This window comes from Bacillus sp. FSL K6-3154 (assembly GCF_040869395.1).
Classification (GTDB): Bacteria; Bacillota; Bacilli; order Bacillales; family Bacillaceae; genus Bacillus; species Bacillus safensis.
Map to the genome: position 1 here is coordinate 2,620,570 of NZ_CP152033.1, position 20,048 is coordinate 2,640,617.

General features: G+C 41.2%; 17 protein-coding genes. 13 read left to right on the forward strand and 4 right to left on the reverse strand.

Annotation, left to right across the window (positions count from 1 at the left end; all coding sequences use genetic code 11):
- The first annotated feature begins 9 nt into the window (after positions 1 to 9).
- From MHH61_RS13490 to MHH61_RS13525, 8 genes are all read left to right on the forward strand, one after another.
- The gene (locus tag MHH61_RS13490; protein ID WP_125587349.1) at positions 10 to 912 is read left to right on the forward strand and encodes an amidase domain-containing protein; all 903 of its coding nucleotides are present in this window, start codon (positions 10 to 12) and stop codon (positions 910 to 912) included.
- Positions 913 to 955: 43 nt separating this feature from the next.
- Positions 956 to 1,429 carry a tRNA (uridine(34)/cytosine(34)/5-carboxymethylaminomethyluridine(34)-2'-O)-methyltransferase TrmL gene (gene trmL / locus MHH61_RS13495; protein WP_125587348.1) on the forward strand — a complete coding sequence of 158 codons (474 nt, stop codon included), beginning with the start codon at positions 956 to 958 and terminating at the stop codon, positions 1,427 to 1,429.
- Between the two features lie 444 nt (positions 1,430 to 1,873).
- Positions 1,874 to 3,769, forward strand: coding sequence for a PrkA family serine protein kinase (locus MHH61_RS13500; RefSeq protein ID WP_368004453.1), 1,896 nt, complete (start codon positions 1,874 to 1,876; stop codon positions 3,767 to 3,769).
- A 139-nt stretch (positions 3,770 to 3,908) separates the two neighbouring features.
- The gene (gene yhbH, locus MHH61_RS13505) at positions 3,909 to 5,072 is read left to right on the forward strand and encodes a sporulation protein YhbH (protein WP_034282299.1); all 1,164 of its coding nucleotides are present in this window, start codon (positions 3,909 to 3,911) and stop codon (positions 5,070 to 5,072) included.
- Positions 5,073 to 5,436: 364 nt separating this feature from the next.
- Positions 5,437 to 6,069 carry an HlyD family efflux transporter periplasmic adaptor subunit gene (locus MHH61_RS13510; RefSeq protein WP_125587347.1) on the forward strand — a complete coding sequence of 211 codons (633 nt, stop codon included), beginning with the start codon at positions 5,437 to 5,439 and terminating at the stop codon, positions 6,067 to 6,069.
- Positions 6,070 to 6,108: 39 nt separating this feature from the next.
- The gene (locus tag MHH61_RS13515; RefSeq protein WP_125587346.1) at positions 6,109 to 7,728 is read left to right on the forward strand and encodes a DHA2 family efflux MFS transporter permease subunit; all 1,620 of its coding nucleotides are present in this window, start codon (positions 6,109 to 6,111) and stop codon (positions 7,726 to 7,728) included.
- A 17-nt stretch (positions 7,729 to 7,745) separates the two neighbouring features.
- Positions 7,746 to 8,270 carry an NAD(P)H-dependent oxidoreductase gene (locus MHH61_RS13520; RefSeq protein ID WP_024425322.1) on the forward strand — a complete coding sequence of 175 codons (525 nt, stop codon included), beginning with the start codon at positions 7,746 to 7,748 and terminating at the stop codon, positions 8,268 to 8,270.
- 13 nt (positions 8,271 to 8,283) lie between these two features.
- A complete protein-coding gene (locus tag MHH61_RS13525) occupies positions 8,284 to 8,643 on the forward strand; it encodes a hypothetical protein (RefSeq protein ID WP_025093303.1) in 360 nt (119 codons plus the stop codon).
- A 113-nt stretch (positions 8,644 to 8,756) separates the two neighbouring features.
- Here MHH61_RS13525 and cspB read toward each other — a convergent pair whose 3' ends face one another.
- A complete protein-coding gene (cspB, locus tag MHH61_RS13530; protein ID WP_008349061.1) occupies positions 8,757 to 8,957 on the reverse strand; it encodes a cold shock-like protein CspB in 201 nt (66 codons plus the stop codon).
- A 211-nt stretch (positions 8,958 to 9,168) separates the two neighbouring features.
- On the reverse strand, positions 9,169 to 10,260 hold the full coding sequence (locus MHH61_RS13535) for a diguanylate cyclase (protein ID WP_125587345.1): 1,092 nt from the start codon (positions 10,258 to 10,260) through the stop codon (positions 9,169 to 9,171).
- Positions 10,261 to 10,356: 96 nt separating this feature from the next.
- Here MHH61_RS13535 and MHH61_RS13540 point away from each other — a divergent pair, with 96 nt between their 5' ends.
- Positions 10,357 to 10,737, forward strand: coding sequence for a hypothetical protein (locus MHH61_RS13540; RefSeq protein ID WP_125587344.1), 381 nt, complete (start codon positions 10,357 to 10,359; stop codon positions 10,735 to 10,737).
- Positions 10,738 to 10,771: 34 nt separating this feature from the next.
- Here the strand turns inward: MHH61_RS13540 and MHH61_RS13545 are convergent, their stop codons facing one another.
- Positions 10,772 to 11,170, reverse strand: coding sequence for a hypothetical protein (locus MHH61_RS13545; protein ID WP_024426613.1), 399 nt, complete (start codon positions 11,168 to 11,170; stop codon positions 10,772 to 10,774).
- Positions 11,171 to 11,321: 151 nt separating this feature from the next.
- On the opposite strand from MHH61_RS13545, the gene MHH61_RS13550 reads away from it, so the two are divergent.
- Together MHH61_RS13550 and MHH61_RS13555 are read left to right on the forward strand one after the other, a co-directional pair.
- A complete protein-coding gene (locus tag MHH61_RS13550; RefSeq protein ID WP_034623898.1) occupies positions 11,322 to 11,828 on the forward strand; it encodes a YhcN/YlaJ family sporulation lipoprotein in 507 nt (168 codons plus the stop codon).
- A gap of 156 nt (positions 11,829 to 11,984) precedes the next feature.
- Positions 11,985 to 12,857, forward strand: a complete 873-nt coding sequence (locus MHH61_RS13555) for a hypothetical protein (protein ID WP_125587362.1) — start codon at positions 11,985 to 11,987, stop codon at positions 12,855 to 12,857.
- A 24-nt stretch (positions 12,858 to 12,881) separates the two neighbouring features.
- Here the strand turns inward: MHH61_RS13555 and MHH61_RS13560 are convergent, their stop codons facing one another.
- On the reverse strand, positions 12,882 to 13,526 hold the full coding sequence (locus MHH61_RS13560; RefSeq protein ID WP_125587343.1) for a spore coat protein: 645 nt from the start codon (positions 13,524 to 13,526) through the stop codon (positions 12,882 to 12,884).
- Between the two features lie 144 nt (positions 13,527 to 13,670).
- Here MHH61_RS13560 and MHH61_RS13565 point away from each other — a divergent pair, with 144 nt between their 5' ends.
- Positions 13,671 to 17,051 (forward strand): CheR family methyltransferase, encoded by a 3,381-nt coding sequence (locus MHH61_RS13565; protein ID WP_125587342.1) that lies wholly within the window; start codon positions 13,671 to 13,673, stop codon positions 17,049 to 17,051.
- A gap of 86 nt (positions 17,052 to 17,137) precedes the next feature.
- Positions 17,138 to 20,041 carry a 5'-nucleotidase C-terminal domain-containing protein gene (locus MHH61_RS13570; RefSeq protein WP_125587341.1) on the forward strand — a complete coding sequence of 968 codons (2,904 nt, stop codon included), beginning with the start codon at positions 17,138 to 17,140 and terminating at the stop codon, positions 20,039 to 20,041.
- Positions 20,042 to 20,048: the final 7 nt, after the last annotated feature.

Below are 20,048 nucleotides of genomic sequence, written 5' to 3' on the forward strand. Positions count from 1 at the left end.
GGTGTCTGTGTGAAACAATTATTAGAGAAAACTTTAGAAGACAGGCTGGCGTATTTAATCAATGACCGTGCAATCAAACAGCCGCAGCTTATGTCTGATGTGGAAGCAGTAGAGCGGAAAAAAGAGCTTTTTGCTAGAAGACAGGTTGAGATTGTGAAGGCAAAAGCAAAAACAAAACTTCTCGATTCAGCCATTCAAGATGATGGGGCTCAGCATGTGCAGTACCTTGCTCATCTCACATATGTATGCAAGGATGTAGACGATTCTTTTTATTTAGAGGAACAGGTGGAAAAAAGAGAAGCATTTCTTTATAACAACATGCTTGTCAAAGATCGGATGATGTTAGAAGAACGGCAATGGGAAGAGCATTTGGATGAGCGCTTTCAGACCGAAGATCAATTTGGGAGAGCCTTTCATTATGACCGGCGGGCTGCCGTGAAGTATGCGGAGACATATTGGAATAAACGGAATCCAGCCTATAAAAACTTTGAAGATAACTGTACAAATTTTATTTCACAATGTTTGAAAGCAGGGAATGCGCCAACGAGAGGGTATCCGAACCGCGGGTCTGGCTGGTGGGTGCGTCCGCATACGTGGAGCTATAGCTGGACGGTGGCTCATTCGATGAAAAATTATTTAGCGAATTCAAAAGCGGGTTTGAGAGCAAAGAAACTTAAAGAAGCGCACGAGCTTCAAATTGGTGATGTCATTTGCTACGATTTTGAAGGTGATGGAAGGTATAATCATACAACCATTGTCGTTGATCATGACAAAGGCGGAATGCCTCTTGTGAATGCACAGACGTATGACTGCCGCATGCGTTATTGGTCATATGAGGATTCGACTGCCTATACACCTGCTATTCGATATATGTTTTTTCACATTTTGGACGATGCCGCGAAGGATAGTTAGTGGTATAATGTTGAGCGGAAAAGAAAATTAGAGGTGAACTTTTTTGGGACTTCATGTCGTTTTATATCAACCAGAGATTCCAGCTAATACTGGAAATATTGCGCGTACATGTGCAGCAACAAATACAACCCTTCATCTGATTCGTCCGCTTGGTTTTTCGACAGATGACAAAATGCTGAAGCGTGCAGGACTCGATTATTGGAAATTTGCCAATGTGGTCTATCATGATTCACTTGATGAATTGTTTGAGGCACATCCGAAGGGGCAATTTTTCTATATCACTAAATTTGGCCAAAAGCCGCACACAACATTTGATTACTCTCAGCTGGATGAAGACTATTTCTTTGTGTTTGGAAGAGAGACAAGTGGATTGCCGAAAGATTTGATTGAACAAAATATGGACCGTTGTCTTCGTTTACCGATGACAGAGCATGTTCGTTCTCTGAATCTGTCGAATACGGCAGCCATTCTTGTATATGAGGCACTTCGCCAGCAGCAATATCGCGATCTCACATAAGATCATGATAAAAGCCGAGATACTGAACTCGGCTTTTTTATGTGAAATCACTTTTTTTGACATGTTGAAAATGAAAAGGATGTTCCGCAAATGGAACATCCTTTTTTTCATTTACCAGGCTTGCCTTCGTAGCCAGCAGTGAAAATGGATACTAAAAACGTAATGATGACGCCCATCATAATGACCGTTCTCATATAAGCTCCCCCTTATCCCTTTGTTCCGTTCGCTGCCTGTTTCATATGATGTGAAGTTCACCTTGAAAAGCAGGAGAAGAAAATCATTTTTCTCCTATTTTTCCTTTATTATGAAGGGTCTTGCGGATGGTTGTCAATTCAGTTTGCCAATTCGTCATTTTGAAGAACGAAAGCATGTAATAGGACGCCTCCGCATAGATTGTAAAACAGTATCTGATTTCTAGCTTCAATCTTGAAAGAGGAGGTTCATATGGATATTTTAAAGAAAATCGAACAGCACAGAGAAGAAGAGCAGCGTCTCAAATGGGAAGGCACATTCAGCGATTATTTAGACATTATTAAGGAAAATCCACTTGTCGCTCAATCTGCTCATTCTCGCGTTTATCATATGATTAAAGACAGCGGGATTGAAGAGGAGAATGGGGTCAGAACCTACAAATTTTTTGATCAGGAGCTGTTTGGGTTAGAGGAATCACTCGAAAGATTAGTAGAGGAATATTTTCACCCTGCTGCAAAGCGGCTAGACGTCAGGAAGCGTATTTTATTACTGATGGGACCAGTAAGCGGGGGGAAATCGACGCTTGTCACTAGATTGAAAAGAGGACTTGAAGAATATTCATTGACAGATCATGGCGCAGTTTATGCGATCAAAGGCTGCCCTATGCATGAAGATCCGCTTCATCTCATTCCGCAAAATCTGCGGGAGGATTTCTATAGAGAATATGGGGTTCGTGTGCAGGGGAATTTGTCGCCTCTGAACATGATGAGACTGGAAGAGGAATATGGCGGCAGAATTGAGGATGTAAGGGTCGAGCGGATCTTTTTCTCTGAAGATAAACGGACCGGCATTGGTACCTTTAGTCCGTCTGATCCGAAATCTCAGGACATTGCCGATTTAACAGGCAGCATCGATTTTTCAACCATTGCTGAATTTGGATCAGAGTCAGATCCCCGCGCCTACCGCTTTGATGGAGAACTCAATAAAGCAAACCGAGGGATGATGGAGTTTCAGGAGATGTTAAAGTGTGATGAGAAATTTCTCTGGCACCTCCTGTCATTAACGCAGGAAGGGAATTTTAAGGCAGGAAGATTCGCCTTGATTAGTGCAGATGAATTGATCGTCGCCCATACGAATGAAACCGAGTACCGGTCGTTTATTTCAAATAAAAAGAACGAGGCGCTCCATTCAAGAATTATTGTGATGCCAATTCCTTATAACTTAAAGGTCACAGAAGAAGAACGCATTTATCATAAAATGATTTCAGAAAGTGATGTCTCAGATGTGCATATTGCCCCGCATACGCTGAAGGTAGCAGCAATGTTCTCCATTTTGACGAGATTAAAAGAGCCGAAGCGTTCTGATATTGATTTGGTGAAAAAAATGCGTCTGTATGACGGAGAAAGTGTCGAAGGCTTCCAATCAGTCGACATTGATGAGATGAAAAAGGAATTTCATGACGAAGGGATGAGCGGAATTGATCCGCGGTATGTGATTAACCGAATTTCATCTACCATTATTCGAAAGAATATGGAATCGATCAATGCACTGGATGTTCTTCGCTCCTTAAAAGAAGGGCTTGATCAGCATCCGTCTATCTCCAGCGAGGACCGGGAGCGTTATTTGAATTTCATTTCAGTCGCGCGAAAAGAGTATGATGATATTGCGAAGAAGGAAGTGCAAAAGGCCTTTGTGTATTCCTATGAGGAGTCTGCGAAAACGCTGATGGATAATTACTTAGATAATGTCGAGGCATACTGCAATAAAAACAAGCTGCGTGATCCGTTAACTGGTGAAGAAATGAATCCTGATGAAAAGCTCATGCGTTCAATTGAAGAGCAGATCGGTATTTCTGAAAACGCCAAAAAGGCATTTAGAGAAGAAATTCTGATTCGTATTTCGGCTTATGCGAGAAAGGGAAAACGCTTTGATTATAATTCGCATGAGAGATTGCGGGAGGCCATTCAGAAGAAGCTGTTTGCTGATCTAAAAGATGTGGTGAAAATCACGACATCGACGAAGACACCGGATGAACAGCAGCTGAAGAAGGTCAATGAAGTAGTGGCTAGATTGATTGATGAGCATGGCTATAATTCAACAAGTGCAAATGAACTTTTAAAATATGTAGGCAGTCTTCTGAACCGTTAATAAATGAAGGAGGCATTATTGGCGCATCAGCACCGGTAATGTCTTTTTTAGAAATGATCGTCAACTTGGATGACAAGCAGCATAGAATAAAGGAATCGATGGTTAGAAGAATTGTGCAAATAGGTGAGGAGGGGGATGGATGTCCCGGCAAGAAAAAAGTCAGTTTATTGTGTCACAGGAAGACTGGTCCCTCCATCGAAAAGGCTATGACGACCAGCAGCGTCATCAGAAAAAAGTCAAAGAGGCGATTAAAAACAATTTGCCGGATCTTGTCACAGAAGAAAGCATCATCATGTCGAATGGAAAAGATGTTGTGAAAATTCCGATCCGTTCATTAGATGAATATAAAATTCGGTATAACTACGACAAAAATAAGCATGTAGGTCAAGGCGATGGAGACAGTGAGGTTGGAGATGTTGTTGCGCGCGACGGCTCAGACAGTAAGCAGGGCCAAGGAAAGGGCCAGGGCGCTGGAGATCAAGCTGGTGAGGATTATTACGAAGCAGAAGTCTCATTAATGGATCTCGAGGAAGCACTGTTTCGTGAACTGGAGCTGCCAAACCTCAAGCAAAAGGAGCTTGACGACATCATTGTCGAACAAATTGAGTTTAACGATATTCGCAAAACCGGGTTAACAGGAAATATCCACAAAAAACGAACGATGCTGTCGGCATTTAAACGAAATGCGATGACAGGCAGTCCTTCCTTTTATCCAATCTACCCAGAGGATATCAAGTATAAAACGTGGAATGAAGTGACCAAACCAGAGTCGAAAGCCGTCGTTTTGGCAATGATGGATACGAGTGGAAGTATGGGACTTTGGGAAAAATATATGGCGCGAAGTTTTTTCTTTTGGATGACACGTTTCTTACGGACAAAGTATGAGACGGTCGATATTGAATTTATTGCCCACCATACAGAGGCGAAGGTGGTAGACGAAGAACATTTCTTCTCACGGGGTGAGAGCGGGGGGACCATTTGCTCGTCTGTCTATCGAAAGGCACTAGAGCTCATAGACGAACGATACCCGCCGTCGCGATATAATATTTATCCTTTTCATTTTTCTGATGGTGACAATTTGACCTCAGACAACGCCCGGTGTGTGAAACTTGTTTCTGAGATCATGAAAAAAGCCAATTTATTCTGCTATGGTGAAGTGAATCAATACAACCGCCATTCTACGTTAATGTCAGCATATAAGCATATTCAGGATGAGAAATTTAAGCATTATATTTTGAAGCAAAAATCAGACGTTTTTCTCGCACTAAAAAAATTTTTTCAGCAGGAAGAAGTTCATTCATAACGAGCACATTTGAAAAAACCTTTCAGCATAAGGGCTGAAAGGTTTTTTGTGTGGAGAAGGAAAGGATCGCCAGAAAAAAAGTAAAACTTTCTCTTTGACATTTCAATTTTCATTTATTAATATTTAATCTTGTTAAATATAAGTTTTTCAAAAAAGATGCCGATCGTCTTTTCTTCTTTTTCTGCTCTTTGCTCATAAGTGAACAATAAATATAAATGGGCTGCACACCATGATAGGGGCGGGAGTAGATGAAGGGAAAAGGACAGATTGTTGAGCTTGTTTCATATTCTGTCAGATGATGGGCATTCTAAGTTTGCTAAAGCAGATGACACTATATCTTTATACATGAAAGGAGAAACAAAACATGAACAGAGGGCGTTTATTGCTAACGAACATTATTGGCCTTATTGTGATTCTTGCCATTATTGCCGGAGGTGCTTATTACTACTACGAAAGCACAAACTTTGTTAAAACAGATGAGGCAAAAGTGACAGGTGACATGTATCAAATTACAGCACCAGCAGCTGGACAAATCAAAGGCTGGGATATCAACGAAGGTGACGAAGTGGATAAAGACAGCACAGTTGCAAAAGTTGAAGGACAAACAAAAACAAACATTAAAGCAGTGGCTGATGGCACATTAGTCAAAAAAGAAATCCAAAACAACCAACAAGTGCAGCCTGGTACAGTTCTTGGTGAAACAATCGATTTAAGCAAGCTTTACATCACAGCAAATATTAAAGAAACAGATATTAAAAACATTGAAAAAGGCGACAAAGTCGACATCGTTGTAGATGGAGATCCTGATACAACATTTGAAGGAACTGTTGAACAAATTGGTTATGCGACAAACTCAACATTCAATATGCTGCCAGCAACTAATTCAAGTGGCAACTATACAAAAGTAACACAAAAAGTAGCAGTGAAAATTTCAATTAAAAACCCATCAGACAAAGTACTTCCAGGTATGAATGCTTCTGTCAAAATTTCATCTTAATGATGATTGATATCAAAAAATGAAAGGAGGTTGTCTGAGATGGCAAATCAACCTGCAGCGACAAAACAGGGAACAGGCTCCTTGTCTTTACTGATCATTTTAATGGCCGGTTTGTTCGTAGCGATTTTAAACCAAACGCTTTTGAACGTAGCCATGCCCCATTTAATGACAGAATTTAATGTGAGTGCAACGACGATTCAGTGGCTGACAACAGGCTACATGCTTGTCAACGGTGTGCTGATTCCGTTGTCTGCGTTTTTAATCACACGTTTTGGACAGCGCAGCTTATTCCTAGTGGCTATGATCTCGTTTACACTAGGTACATTTATTTGCGGCATTGCGCCAAACTTTTCAACGATGCTTATCGGCCGTTTGATTCAGGCTGTCGGCGGCGGTATCTTACAGCCGCTTGTCATGACAACAATCCTTTTTATTTTCCCTCCGGAAAACAGAGGGAAAGGAATGGGGATTTTTGGTCTTGCGATGATGTTTGCTCCTGCAGTAGGACCAACATTATCTGGTTACATTATTGAACATTATTCTTGGCGTATTATGTTTTATGGACTTGTGCCAATCGGTGCGATTGTCATTATCGCGGCTTTCTTTATGTTTAGAAATATTGTAGAGCCTAAAAAAATCAAGCTGGACAGTCTTGGTGCGATTCTTTCAATCGTTGGTTTTGCTTCCCTTCTATACGGAGTGAGTGAAGCAGGAAGTGATGGTTGGACAGATCCGATCGTCTTATCTACGATTATTATTGGTGCGATTGCGATCATTCTCTTTATTTTCCAACAGTTGAAAGTTGATAATCCGATGCTTGATTTCCGCGTATTTAAATACAGCATTTTCTCATTATCAAGTGTCATTAACATCATTATTACGGTTGCTTTATATACAGGGATGTTCTTACTTCCGATTTATCTGCAAAACCTCGTTGGGTTTACGGCATTGCAATCTGGGCTATTAATGCTTCCAGGGGCACTTGCGATGCTCATTATGTCCCCGATTTCAGGAATCTTGTTTGATAAATTTGGACCTCGTCCGCTTGCCATAGTGGGGATGCTCATTACCGTTGTCACGACATATGAGTTTACAAAGCTGACCATTGATACTTCCTATAGTCACATAGTGCTCATGTATGCAGTACGTGCATTTGGTATGTCACTCTTGATGATGCCAGTTATGACAGCAGGGATGAACCAATTACCGCAGCACTTAAACAGCCATGGTACAGCGATGTCTAATACATTAAGACAAATTAGCGGTTCCATCGGTACGAGTTTGATCACAACGATTTATACGAATCGGACGACATTCCATTATTCCAATATGGCGGATCAAACAAATACAGCGGACCCGTTCTTTATGAATTCATTCCAGGCGGCTGTATCGAATGTGATGCATCATATGGGTATGACAGCAGAAGCTGCTCAAAAATATGTATCCACCCAGCTCTTTACGAAAGCACAGATCGATTCAAACGTGATGGGTATCAATGATGCTTATATGTGGGTGACATTATTCTGTGCGGCTGGTGTCATTCTCAGCTTGTTCCTGCGAGATGTTCGTAAGGATAAAAAGCGAAAAGAACAGCAGCATAAGAAACAAGAAATATCACTGCTTCCAGCACCTAAGGAAGCAAACCAAGATGCAAGATAAGTGTGGAGGGACCGTACATGAAAATTTATGTTGTATACGATAGTGAAGGTGACCATACAAAAGCACTTGCAGAAGCGATTGCAGCAGGCGCGGGTGAAACAGAGCAAGCTGAAGTATTCATTGATCACGTGAAAGATGCGGATATTCGCAAGCTTGATCAAATGGATGCGATCATTTGGGGCTGCCCTGGCCACTTTGGTACCATTAGTTCTGGGTTAAAGACATGGATTGACCGTCTCGGCTACTTATGGGCAGAAGGAAAACTAATCGATAAAGTCGGTGCTGTTTTCTGTACAACTGCTACAACACACGGCGGTTTAGAAATGACAATGCATAATTTGATCACACCAATGTTCCACCAAGGAATGCTTGTTGTCGGCCTTCCTGGAAATGTTCCAGAGAATGCTTTATACGGCTCTTACTATGGAGCTGGTGTGACATGTCCGATCGATTCAGATGAATTGATTTCGACTGAAGGCATTGAACTTGGAAAAGCACTAGGAAGACGTGTAGCATCAGTCACTGCATCATTTAAGCGATAAGGAGAGGGTTCTTTTGGCGACGATTATTGTAGCGTTAGTAGCTGCTGTTCTAGTCATTATTGGATTAGTAGCGTTCAATGTCAGACACGCATCAGCCGATAAGGAAGAGATCAAAGAAGATGTCTCCAAACAGCCTGACGTGCCGCATAGCGAGCCAGAAGCTGTGGCGAGACATGTAGAGCCTGAAGTTGAAAAAAAAGCGTCAGAGCCTTCTCAAACGGATGATGCTGCGTCTGGCGACGATTTCTATAGACAGGCGCTTCAAAAGTTTAAGCAGCCAGAACCACCTGTCAAAGAAGAAGAACCAGAGACAAAAATGAATGATGATATGTATCGTTCTGCTTTGCAGAAGCTAAAGCAGAAGGACAAATAAAAAAGAGAACCTCTCATCAGGTTCTCTTTTTTTATGGTACAAAAAAACCGCCGGCAGAAGCCGGGCGGTTTTCCTTCACTCTATAAAGTGCTAAAAGAGCAGATGCTCTTAAATTACGCTTTGTTAACGTTAGCAGCTTGTGGTCCACGGTTACCTTCAACGATTTCGAAAGAAACTGATTGACCTTCTTCTAAAGTTTTGAAGCCTTCGCCTTGGATAGCAGAGAAGTGAACGAATACATCGTCTTGACCTTCTACTTCGATGAATCCGAAACCTTTTTCAGAGTTGAACCATTTTACTTTACCTTCTAACATGAAATTTCCTCCTAAAGCGATCTTAACGCTTAAATTCACTATTCTTGCTCTTACACAAACTTCAAAGACGAAAACTCTTTCAAAACTTTCTTCTTAAAGATGATACGAACAAAAATAATTACCTTTACTTTACCAGTGTTTGCGGGAAAAAACAACTGTTATACGAAAACTTTTTTAAAAATAATTAGTGCTAACAAATTGAGGAAAATGCCTATGTCAAATGGTCTTTTTTTCTCTCTGAAAAGCTCACTTGATTTCGGCCGGACTCCTTCGCTTTATAGAGCTCCTGATCAGCTATAATCGGTAATTGCTTGATGTCTGCACCAGTTCCATGAGAATAAGCACATCCAATTGATACCGTAGTGTGAATGGACAGACCGTTTTTTAAATAAATCGGCTGATCGGCTATTTTTTTTCGCAAGCGTTCTGCAATCTGCCATGTTTTTTCAATTGTACAATTTGGTAGAAGGACAGCGAATTCTTCACCGCCAATCCGACCAATATAATCAGAGCTTCTTGTGTTTTTAATCAGTCTTGTACCGATTTCTTTTAAAACAATATCTCCCTCATGATGCCCATATTGATCATTGATGGTTTTGAAGTAATCGATGTCTAGGTAAATAAGGGACATTTGATGGATAGGCTGCTTCAACTTCTTAGTAAAAGCATCACTTAATACCTCATCGAACTTCCGTTTATTTAAAACACCTGTTAAAAAGTCATAATGAGCTTGGAATTTATACAAATTTAACAGCTGATATGCTTTTGTTTGATGCTCAATGATATAAAAATTAAACAACCCAGCAATATATGAGAAAACCCAATAAGTAAAATGCAGTTGAAATGATGTCTCATGCACGATCAAGATGAACAGGCTTGTGGCAACCACATTACCAATCGTAATGGATAACAGCATTTTCACAACATGATTCATATGACGCTCTGCAATCAAAAAAGAAGCGGCTGCGATAAACATCATGGAAAAAATATTGATGGAAGAAGCGATGTTGGCTTCAATTAATAATCGGCCAATGATGACAACAAAGGCCGCAATCATTGTTTGAGCGATGCCTCCATAAAAGGCTGTTAAAATAAGGGGAATATGTCTTAAATCGATGATCGCTGGCCCTGTTTTAATAGAGAAGAACATTAAAAGGACACCGAGTAACCCAGAAAGCATGCCTTTGCATATTTGTCTGAGCAAGGTATCTTCTTTCTTTAGAAAATTCTCTTTAAACACAAGTATAAATAAGTAATGGAAAGTAACAAGAATTGTTAAATTAATAAAGAGGTCTCTTAGCAAATAGAATCACCTTTTTAAAATTACTAAAATTTGTTGCAAAAGAAAAGGGGAAAAAAGATAATTAATAAAAATTTTAATGATGAGGAATTGAAGAAAATGCGAGGAAAACGCTTTCCAGATCAAACGGACTGGCTTTCTTTTTTTGAAAAAATGCCAGATGCCGGATTTGAAAAAGAAATGCCGGTTGAATATCAAGATTTGACTTTTCGGTTCGAGAATCAAGAGGAGCAATTTGTTGTGAACATGTCGCTTGCTATGAAGGAGTTTAGCTTAAACGTCGTTCGAAAAAAGACCGAATCCGTTTTAGGAATATATGATTTTAAAACAGTGCAGCATGTAGAGATTAAAAAAGATCGGAAGGAAGAAAAGGAGCTTTTGCTGATATTAGAGCATCATGACGACTTCATTACAACAATCGAAATCACATTTCTACCTTCCTTTTGTCTTATGGTCAAAGAACATTTTTCAGGAGAATAAACAGGAGCCTCTTTTTATGAAGGCTCCTGTTTTATTATTTGTGCTCGATGTCATTGATGACTTGCTGGATCGATTCATCATCCATCACATTCATCACACTTTCATCAATGTGTAGAGATTGCGCATAAGACTCTCTTGGCTGATGAGTTCTTGATGGTGATTGGTGCTGGTTCGTTTGATTTGGCTGGACAGCTGTGAATGCCTGCTTGATCATTTGGCCAACTTCACCTGTTCCTTTTGATTCCTTATGTGAGCGGGACTCATGACGAGATGAATCTTGGTGCTGATGGTTTGCGCCTTTCATCATTGAAGACATATTCATTTGTGTCATGCTTTTCAGCCTTCTTCGTAAAACCGGGGAGAATAATGCAATGATAGCTGTTGATACTGCGATCATTGCGCCAGTGCTCATACCTTTTCTTTTTTTAAACAAACGAATCCCTCCATTTGATCGTGATGATCTTTCATCAAGTTTAGGATGACCAATCACAGCTGAATTATGAATTCATTTTGCGGAAAGAGAGGATATGTGCATAAAAAGCCGGCTGGATGAAAAACCTATGAGCAAAAGGAGGGAATAATTGATGAATAAGAAATGGATGCTATCTTTACTGCTCGTGCCAACCTTAATCACTGCTGGGTGTGGAATGAACAACCAAGGCGATGAGCGTAGAGGAACAATGAAACGGCAGTATGAAAATGTCACATATAAGAATGACAACATGAGGCAGGATCAGCCAGATGTTCAAACACCTCAGAAGGTCAAAGTGTCAGATAAGGCGTCAGAGCTCGTAGCCAATATGTCTGAAGTGAAAACAGCGAACGTACTTGTCACAGGAAAAAATGCATTTGTTGCCGTTGTACTTGAAGGCAATAAAAGCGGTGATGTGACGGACGATCTGAAAAAGAAAATTTCAGACAAAGTCAAATCAACCGATCAACAAATCGACAACGTGTATGTATCTGCTAATCCAGACTTTGTCGATCGTATGCAAGGTTATGGAAAACGTATTAAAAGCGGAGAGCCGATTTCAGGATTTTTCGATGAATTTACTGAAACGGTTAGACGTGTCTTCCCTGAATCAAAATAGCTACGACAAAAGCCGTATGTCATATGCGGCTTTTTTGTTTGGAACCGCACCTCGCGCACCTGACTGCATAAAGTAAAAAATATATCACCTCTTGTTGATCTTTGTTTCTTCATAGAGAGAGAAAGAGGGTGCAGGATGAATTCAGGTGGGGAGCAAATGAAAGCAAGGCCGTCATTGATTCATAAAAAACTTGTAAGCGGGATGATTGCAGCAGGTCTGATTTTTTATGCTTTCACCGCGTACTTGATTTATGTTGCGTTTCAGCTGACAGGACAATATTTGGAGCAGTCTTCTCCTAAAACGGTTATTACGGAGGGACTCAATAAGCAAGTCTATGAACATATTCGAATCTACTATGCAGAGGAAGAGGATGCTTTTGTTGATATAACCATAGAGGCCATGAAACAGGCAGAGAAGAGAACAGCGTCAGTGTTTCAGTTTGAAGCTGACAGACCTTTAGACGTTATTTATTTTGATGATAAAGAGACGATCGAACAAATGGCTGGAATTAAGCATATAACCGGATTTTACTCTGATCATGATCAAATGATTGGTTTATATCCAGATAAACGGGAAGCATTATTGAAGAAAGAGACACTGCCTTTATACTTTTTCAATTCGCTTTTTATTCATGAGTATGCTCATTTTGTTTTCTATGAAAAGGTCCATTCATATGAAGTATCTCCAGGCATTTTTCCGCTTTGGTTCCACGAGGGAACAGCAGAGTGGACGGCCTATGACGTGTTAAATGCTACGTCTGAACGCTTCGACGTGATTCCATTTCACTCTCTTCATTCTGATCAGGACTGGCAGAACTCCCGGGTAACGTATGAGACAGATGTTTATTTACAAAGCTATTATATGATCTATGAGCTGGTGCAGCTTTACGGACGAGATGTCATACATGAGATCATGGAGGAAACTGCGAAAACGGGCCAATTTGCTAGCGGCTTTGAACAGGCGACTGGGGAGAGGCTCACAGATTTTGAAGAACAGTTCAAAGTGATGTACCAAAGAAAAAACGGCTGACCAGAGAAGGGGTCAGCCGTTTTTTTAATGAAGAGGCCTTTGTTGATCGGCCTTACTAGGAGGCATTTGAACCTGCCCTTGAAGCGGTGCAAAAGCTGTCGTCATGGCTGTCATGTCTTGTTTGGAAAGCTGAGGAACTTGATAGTAGCCATGCTTGTTTTGATACAAGAAAATTTCATAGGCCATTTCGATAAAGTTCGGGATCTGCGCAGCAAGCACACGTCTGACAACAGGGTTTGTAACTTCTAATGCGGACATGGAAAGTAACCCAGCGTGTGATTTGACTAGGCTGAGCATATGTCCTGTGATGCCTAAGTCTTTTACATCCTGTAAGGACTGATTCGGCTTCTTCGGCTGAGTAGGTTTGATTCCGTATGTCACTTGTGTGTGTTCTTTCATCATATAAGTAGCGGTTTCTTCACTAGGCTTTTGGCCTGTAGAAAAACAATCTACAGTGACATTGTACTGGGATAAAACGAATTGATATTGTCGATCCAGGATGTCGGATAATGCAGGATCTTGAATAAATTGCCGCAGGATCATATATTGATCCAAAATATTAATCGTGCCGGCTAAAATTTCATGTAAATCGAATAACTCATGCCCGCCATGGTTGAGTTCAGGCTGCTCAGCGTTTCCTTGAAACATTGGCTGCTGATCGTTTTGCATTGAGATTCCTCCTTTTGTTTATACAATCTGTTTTAATGTGAGGATGTTTTCACGTTTTCATGCAAAAAACATTATTTACAATTAGAGGGTTTTCTTTCTTTTTGTCGAAAAAAAGTATCAGACGAATGAACATGGGGGTACCAGATGCAGGACAAAATCATTAATCGTTTGATAGAAGACGAACATGTGCAGGCACCAGTGATCGGCATCGGTGTTTCGCCGTTTGAACAGCATCATCTTGAGGCTTTTTTTCAATCGTTGCCACATGAATTAAATGCCTCTTTTATTGTTGTGCAAAATCATGTGACAGGCGATTGTATAACAGATTTAGAAGCACTTGTTTTACCGATTGGCTACCGGGCAAAAACGATTAAACATGGTGAGAAAGTCATGAAGAAGACCATCTATTTTTGTCCGCAGCATGCGGCTGTGACGTTAACAGAAGATCATCGGCTTCATGTATCAGAACAGCTGCCAACAAACAAGGCATGCTCTGTCGACTCGCTTTTTAAGTCACTTGCCAGTGTTCAAAAGGAAGAGGCGTTTGCGATCTTTTTTCAAAAAGGTCATTGTGTGGGGAGTGGATTGCTTCGGTTGGTTGAGCAAGGCGGTACAGCTTTATCATGCAGTGAGGTAGAGAGTGGTTTTGACAGCATGTATCATCACACATTCAAAAATCCATCCACCCTTGCAGCTTATATGGCCAATATCATCAATGTCCCGCATGCGGATGAGACGGATCCAGCTTTACTAAGAATCATTGAACGTCTCGAAATGTATAAAGGGATTGCCTTTTCAACCTATGAAAAGAAAAGGCTGCTTTCTGTTATTCAAAAACGCATGCGCACCGCAGACGAACCGATGTCATTATTAACAGAGTACGATCGTCTATTAGAAAGAGAACCAGATGAGCTTGACCGCCTGCATGCCCAGCTCCTAAGCGGCACGACTGCTTTCTTTAGAGATATGGAGGCTTTTCGAGTATGTGAACAGAAGGTGATCCCGTCAATCATTGACCATTCGATGAACAACGGGAAATCTCGATGCCGAATTTGGACTGCGGGATGTTCGACAGGGGAAGAAGCTTATTCTTTTACGATTTTATTTTTAGAAGAAATGAAGCGAAGAGATGTGTCCATTGAACTTCAAGTCTTTGCGACAGATATCAACCGAAAAGCCATTCAAATAGCTAGTAAAGGTCTTTATTCGATAGAGTCTATGGCAAGCATACCGGAAAAATGGCGGGCGCGATATTTCGAAAAAAAAGGTGACGCTTTTATTGTGAAGCAGTCGCTTAGAAAACATATTGTTTTTGCTCCTCACAATTTATTGATTGATTCACCTTTTATCCACCTCGATTTTATCAGTTGCCGAAATGTTCTGATGTACTTTGAGCCAGAAGTACAAAAACGAGTATTATCCCGATTCCAATATGCTTTAAAAGATCAAGGGGTGTTAATCTTAGGGCCAAATGAAACTGTTCCCAATATTCCTCGATTGTTTCAATTATTCAATGAGAAGTGGAACATTTACACCTATTCAAATGTTCCTGCATCTAGTGTCCCTTGGGTATGTGACGCTCGTGATGCCGAGTTAAAAAAGCGAGCTGCTCAATATATGGAAGAAGTGAGCGAAGAATATGACGCATGCATGGTGATCAATGATTGTGACAAAATTCTGGCGATGTCAAATGGGGCCTATTCCTTCTTAGACCGTACAGAAGTGTCAGATCAATCATGTGAATATGTGACACCTGATTATTTGAAAGAGATGTTGAGTCAAACCTTTCAAAAGGTATGGACGGACGAGACAGAGGTTGTGTTTCAGCATGTCCTCATTTCGGAAAAAGGAAAAAAGCAGTATGCGGATTTTATTGTAAAGAGTTTTGATCACCGTTTTAAAGGGGTATACGTCATTCTCATTCGAATGAATGAGAGAGGGAAAATTCAAAAGAACAGCAGGGAAAAAGGGATGCCAGATCAGAATTCAGTTTATCAACAGCGTATTGTCGATTTAGAAAATGAACTCAATGAAATTAAACAAAAAGAGCAGGAGGCAAGGGCTCAATTAAAAGTGAAAAACACGCAAATAGCGGAGCTTGAGAAAAAACATGAACATTTTATTAATATCATAAACAACTTAAGGGTAACAAGGGAAGAACTGTATAGACCTTCTGTTAAGCCCCAGCTTGCGACGTTGTTTGTGGACCGGGACATGAATATTCGCTATTACACTCCTACAGCCGCCTCTTTATTTACTTCAGCTCAAATAAGGCAACAGCAATCCTTTCAGGCGATGGCTAAGAAGCTTACGCAGGAAACGCTCTATCATGACATACAATCGGTTATCTCGGACAGGCGCGTCATCGAACGAGAAATTGAAACGAATGAAGGAGAACAATTCACTGTTCACATCACACCTATCTTTGATCAAGATCATGAGGGAGCGGTGATGACGTGGATTAAAATGACGGAAATGACAAAAATCAAACAGTCACTCCATCTAGCGGTAACAGCACTGGATAATAGCCATATCCATATTGTTGTTGCAACTGAGGAAGGGGTCATCCAATGCGTGAATCAGCGCTTTTGCCAGTTTGTACAGCAGCATGAATATGACCTGATCGGCAAAGATATTTTTTCTGTCTATCATTCGCTGTGTCAATGTGATGATTTAGAAAAGCAATGGGACGTTTGTTTAAAAGAAGGCAGCTGGACTGGTGAGCTGTACTTTCAGGATTTATCAGGCCGTGAACGATGGGAGAGAGTCTCTTTACACCGAATTGATGATCCTGACAAAATGCAGTCAACCGTGATGCGGATTTCAGAGGACATTACCAATCAAAAGCAGTCAGAGAAAATGCTGATGAAGTCAGAGATGCTGTCCGCAGTTGGTCAACTTGCAGCCGGCATCGCCCATGAGATACGGAACCCGCTGACGTCGTTAAAGGGATTTTTACAGCTGATGATTCAAAGTAAGAAATATCAGAAGGATTATGCAGATGTGATGATGTCTGAATTTAATCGGCTTGAAGCGATTATTAATGAATTCCTTGTGCTCTCTAGAAGCAAATCGGTGAAATTTGAGCCGGTACATGTCAATCTTCTGCTCGAAGAAGTGATCATGGTCGTTGAATCACAGGCGGTTTTAAAAGGCGTGTCTATTCAGAAGAATTTATCTCCGTCGCTGCCAAACATTCAAGGTATACCAAATGAGCTGAAACAAGTTTTCTTAAACATTCTTAAAAACGGTATTGAAGCGATGGATGGTGTGACAGGTGTCATTCAAGTCACATCCGTATTGGAACATAATCAGATGATGCTGATTTTTGAAGACCAGGGAAAGGGCATACCAGAAGACGAAATAGGGAAACTGGGTGAACCTTTTTATACAACGAAAGAAAAAGGGACTGGCCTTGGTTTAATGATGACGATTAAAATCATTGAAAGCCATGGCGGCAGCATTCGTTTTGAAAGCAAAAGCTTTGAGGGGACACGAGTGATTATTACGTTTCCAATGAGCTGACAGACATAAGATTTACAAGAAATCCATCTACCATCAATATTTACTTAGTACACTATGAGAGAAAAAGCTCGGAAGGGGAGGGTCTAATGAAACGTGTTCGATCCATTCGAATGATCTGCTGTCTGGTTTTAGTGATCTTTAGTCTGCAATCCTTACTGCCTGGCATGATCACAGCAGAACAAGCCATTGCGTCTGAAAAGAAGGAAACGGTTTGGAACCAAAAGAAGCCAATGAAAATCAAGAAAGCCCGTCAGCTGATCGGAGAGACGGTGACGGTGAGTGGAATTGTGACAGCAGACCAATCGGCTATAGGCAATGGGAAACTGTCAACGTACATTCAAGACAAATCAGCTGGAATCAATATTTATTCAGCACAGCAAAGCAATTTCCCAGAACTAAAAGCAGGCATGAAGGTGACAGTAACGGGGAAGATCACGTCTTATAAAGGACTGATTGAAATTGTGCCGGATCGAGACCGTCTAAAGATCGATGGTGTGAATCAAACTTTGCCAAAACCGAAGCGAGTCTCCGTGAAACAACTAGAAACGGATCAGGCACGTAAACATGAAGGAAAACTTGTGAAGGTCAAAGGCTATGTTGAATCAAAACCAGAGCAGCCGGCTGGCGGTGGATACAATGTAGTAGTCATTGATAAAAAATATCACAGCACCATCCTTAGAGTGATGGTGGATACTAGTGCCATTGATGAAGTAAAGACAGGGAAATGGTATGAGTTTACAGGAGTGTTAAGCAGATATGATACGCTGCAGGTGCTTCCAAGACACAAAGGTGATGTCAGTCTGCTGAAACGCCAGCCGAAGCCGCCAAAAATGAAGAAAGAATACGAGGCAACGGTTGACCGGGTGGTAGATGGAGATACGATTCATTTAAAGAAGCCTGTGCTTGGTACAACAAAGGTGCGCTTTGTGAATATGGACACGCCGGAAACGTACCATAAGCCAAAAAATGAATTAGATCAAAACCAGCTGCGTTTTGGACAAAAGGCGGCGGACTATTTAAATACGCTTCTTTCAAGCGGAGATAAAGTCACATTAAAGATTGGTCCTGAAGCGAAGGACGCCTATGGACGTCTTTTAGCTCAAGTGAAAACTAAAAAAGGGGTCAATACGAATTTAGAGCTTGTGAAAAAAGGATATGCCCCTACGTATTTCATCTGGCCGGTTGGAGATGAAAAGGACTATCAGACGTTCCAAAAAGCGGTCAAAGAGGCAAAAGAAAAAGGGCTGGGTATTTGGAATGAAGCGGATCCGCTGCTGGAACAACCGTTTGAATTTAGAGCACGTGAACAGAAAAAAGGACTGACACGCTACGTCGGTGATTCATCAGCGAAAACGTACGTATCGCCTGACAGCTGGAAAGAAATCGCTGTAGATAAACGCATCTTTTTTGCTTCAAAAGAAGAAGCAGAACAGGCTGGCTATCAGCCGGCAGAGGAAGCTGGGGAAGTCCCGTTAACCATTTTAAGCATGAATGATTTACACGGAAAAATTGATCAACAATACGAGCTGGATCTAAAAGGTGATGGTAATAAAGGAACGTACGGGCGGATGGATTATGTGGCGGCTTATATGAAACAGAAACAAGCAGCAAACAAAAATACGATCACAGTCCATGCTGGAGATATGATAGGCGGCAGCTCTCCAATATCGTCTCTTCTGCAAGATGAACCAACAGTTGAACTCATGGAGAACATTGGCTTTGATGTTGGCACGGTCGGCAACCATGAATTTGATGAAGGGGTGGACGAGCTATTACGTATCATAAATGGCGGAGATCATCCTAAAGGCACAAAGGGATATGACGGGCAGAATTTTCCGCTCGTTTGTGCAAACTGTGAATACAAGGATACAGGCAAACCACTTTTACCTGCTTATGAAATCATGGATGTCGAAGGAATTCCTGTAGCATTTATCGGTGTTGTGACAAAGTCAGCCGCAGGAATGGTCATGCCAGAAGGGATTAAAGACATTCAGTTTACAGATGAAGTCAAAGCCGTAAATGAAGCCGCTAAGGAACTAAAACAAAAAGGGATCAAGGCCATAGCGGTTTTAGCTCATATGACAGCCTCACAAAATGGAGACACCATCACTGGAGAAAGTGCGAAGCTTGCCAAAGAAGGCGATGATGAAATTGATGTCATCTTTGCAGGGCATAATCACGAAGTCGTAAACGGAGAGGTCAATGGGAAATTAATTGTTCAAGCCTTTGAATATGGGAAGGCCATTGGTGAGGTCAATGTAACACTTGACCGCATAACGAAGGATATTGTCAAAAAGAGTGCAAATATCCAGTACGTAGACCAGTCTGGTATTGAAAAGGACAAGGAAGCAGCCGGCATCTTGGCTCATTACGGGAAAAAAGTTGAGCCGATTATTAGTGAGGTAGTTGGAGAAGCTGGTATCAAAATGGAAGGCGGCTATTCAAATGATGGAGACACGCCGCTCGGTAATTTGATAGCTGATGGCATGAGGTATTCTATGAAAAGTGATTTTGCTATGATGAATGGCGGCGGCATCAGACAAAACCTTGAAAAAGGGTCGATTACGTGGGGAGATCTGTTTAATATTCAGCCTTTCGGCAACGTATTAGTTAAACTTGAGATTAAGGGAAAAGACTTGGCTGAGATCATTGAAGCGCAAATTTCTCCTCAATTTGGACCAGATTATAGCATTTCGGGCTTTTCATATTCCTATGATCCGGTAACATATAAAGTAGTCGACTTAAAGCTGCCAGATGGATCAGCCGTTGCGCTTGATCAAACATATACACTCACGGTGAATAACTTTATGGCAACTGCAACTGGCAGTAAGTATGCACCGATAGGAAGGCTGGGGAAAAATCCTGAAACAGGCCCAGAGGATTTAGAAGCCACTGTCGCTTTTGTGAAGAGCTTTGAAGGAGCTTCCATTGTGTATCAAAAAGAGGGACGCATTCAAAAAGCAAAACAAGAAGAAAAAGCAGCAAGCTAAAAGCGTA

Bases quoted from the DNA above. Each gene is read 5' to 3' on its own strand.
- MHH61_RS13555 (WP_125587362.1), top strand. From the start codon at position 11,985: ATGAAAGCAAGGCCGTCATTGATTCATAAAAAACTTGTAAGCGGGATG.
- MHH61_RS13560 (WP_125587343.1), bottom strand. From the start codon at position 13,526: ATGCAAAACGATCAGCAGCCAATGTTTCAAGGAAACGCTGAGCAGCCT.
- yhbH (WP_034282299.1), top strand. From the start codon at position 3,909: ATGTCCCGGCAAGAAAAAAGTCAGTTTATTGTGTCACAGGAAGACTGG.
- MHH61_RS13565 (WP_125587342.1), top strand. From the start codon at position 13,671: ATGCAGGACAAAATCATTAATCGTTTGATAGAAGACGAACATGTGCAG.
- MHH61_RS13515 (WP_125587346.1), top strand. From the start codon at position 6,109: ATGGCAAATCAACCTGCAGCGACAAAACAGGGAACAGGCTCCTTGTCT.
- MHH61_RS13520 (WP_024425322.1), top strand. From the start codon at position 7,746: ATGAAAATTTATGTTGTATACGATAGTGAAGGTGACCATACAAAAGCA.
- MHH61_RS13550 (WP_034623898.1), top strand. From the start codon at position 11,322: ATGAATAAGAAATGGATGCTATCTTTACTGCTCGTGCCAACCTTAATC.
- MHH61_RS13510 (WP_125587347.1), top strand. From the start codon at position 5,437: ATGAACAGAGGGCGTTTATTGCTAACGAACATTATTGGCCTTATTGTG.
- cspB (WP_008349061.1), bottom strand. From the start codon at position 8,957: ATGTTAGAAGGTAAAGTAAAATGGTTCAACTCTGAAAAAGGTTTCGGA.
- MHH61_RS13540 (WP_125587344.1), top strand. From the start codon at position 10,357: ATGCGAGGAAAACGCTTTCCAGATCAAACGGACTGGCTTTCTTTTTTT.
- MHH61_RS13570 (WP_125587341.1), top strand. From the start codon at position 17,138: ATGAAACGTGTTCGATCCATTCGAATGATCTGCTGTCTGGTTTTAGTG.
- MHH61_RS13500 (WP_368004453.1), top strand. From the start codon at position 1,874: ATGGATATTTTAAAGAAAATCGAACAGCACAGAGAAGAAGAGCAGCGT.